This is a genomic window from Rhodococcus sp. NPDC059969 (assembly GCF_042738325.1).
Taxonomy (GTDB): Bacteria; Actinomycetota; Actinomycetes; order Mycobacteriales; family Mycobacteriaceae; genus Rhodococcus_F.
Window position 1 is genome coordinate 1 of record NZ_JBHWUF010000043.1, and the last position, 1,105, is coordinate 1,105.

2 protein-coding genes are annotated in these 1,105 nt (G+C 71.2%); both read left to right on the top strand.

Features of this window, described 5'->3' with window-relative positions:
• The first annotated feature begins 66 nt into the window (after window positions 1-66).
• Window positions 67-642 (top strand): hypothetical protein, encoded by a 576-nt coding sequence (locus tag ACFWAD_RS29915; RefSeq protein ID WP_378550486.1) that lies wholly within the window; start codon window positions 67-69, stop codon window positions 640-642.
• A 46-nt stretch (window positions 643-688) separates the two neighbouring features.
• Window positions 689-1,024, top strand: coding sequence for a hypothetical protein (locus ACFWAD_RS29920; RefSeq protein WP_378550489.1), 336 nt, complete (start codon window positions 689-691; stop codon window positions 1,022-1,024).
• Window positions 1,025-1,105 lie beyond the last annotated feature (81 nt).

Consider the following 1,105-nt stretch of genomic DNA (forward strand, 5'->3'; position numbering starts at 1 on the left):
GTACGCGATTGCGTACACCATAGAGCTGTACGCAATCGCGTACACCGTGACTCCGGGGAGACTGCCGTGACCGTGATCAACGCCGACAACCACCGCGTACACGCCGTTCCGACCTGGATGCCGCTGACCGACGAGCAAATCATCCGGGGCGCTGCCTTCCACGAGGCCGCGCACACGGTGGTCGGCATGGCCCTCGGCGGACGCTGCGAGAAGCTCTCCATCTTCTCCGTCCAGCACAACGGACTCACCGCCTGGACCGGCGTCACCTGCTGGAACGAGACCCGCACCTTCAGCCCCCTCGGCTTCGCGGTCATGGCGGCCGCCGGCGCCGTCGGCGACCTGGCCCAGCTGGCCGCCGACGGCCTGCTGACCGCCGAACTCGCCGCCATCCCCCGCGGCACCCACGACCGCGACACCGCCATCAACTGCTGCGCCGCCGCCGGGTTCACCATCGCCCTCCACGGTGACGCCCCCGCCGACCCGGACCAGGGCACCAGCTGGACCGAGGTCACCAAGACCGCTCAGAGCATGGTCAACGACCTCTGGCCCGCCATCACCGCCCTCGCCGAGGCCCTGCTCCAGGCCCCCGGCCTCGCCCTCACCGGCGACGCCGCGGCCGCCATCACCATCCCCCACCTGTAACCGACCCACCCGCCGACCAGCCCCGACCACGACCAGGAGGAACACCATGGACAACTCCAAGGACATCACCCGGATCACCGCCATCGAGCCGCCGGCCGTCCGCGCCGACACCTCCGAGCTCGCCGCCCTCGCCCCGGCCGCCGCAGCCGCGCTGCGCCTCCTCGCCGACGCCATCAAGCGCGGCGCCGACTACGAGAGCATCGTCGACGCCCTCAAGGCCGCCCAGCTCCCCGAGGCATTCGCCGGGGTCCTCGACGCCGCGAGCGAGGCGGTGATGGCCGAGCTCGACGACACCGACCCGTACGACTTCGACATCCGCCTGGAGGGCGACAACCTCTCCGGCGCCGCCAGCGACATCCGCGGCGCCTTCCGCTGGCTGTAGAACCGCCCTCACCGCCAACCAGGAAGGACAGCGCCCGATGGCTCCCCGTCTCACCCCCAAGCGCCTCAAGGCCCTCCAGAA

What these genes read in the sequence shown, in the direction of transcription:
- ACFWAD_RS29920 (WP_378550489.1), top strand. Translation starts at nt 689, where the DNA reads ATGGACAACTCCAAGGACATCACCCGGATCACCGCCATCGAGCCGCCG.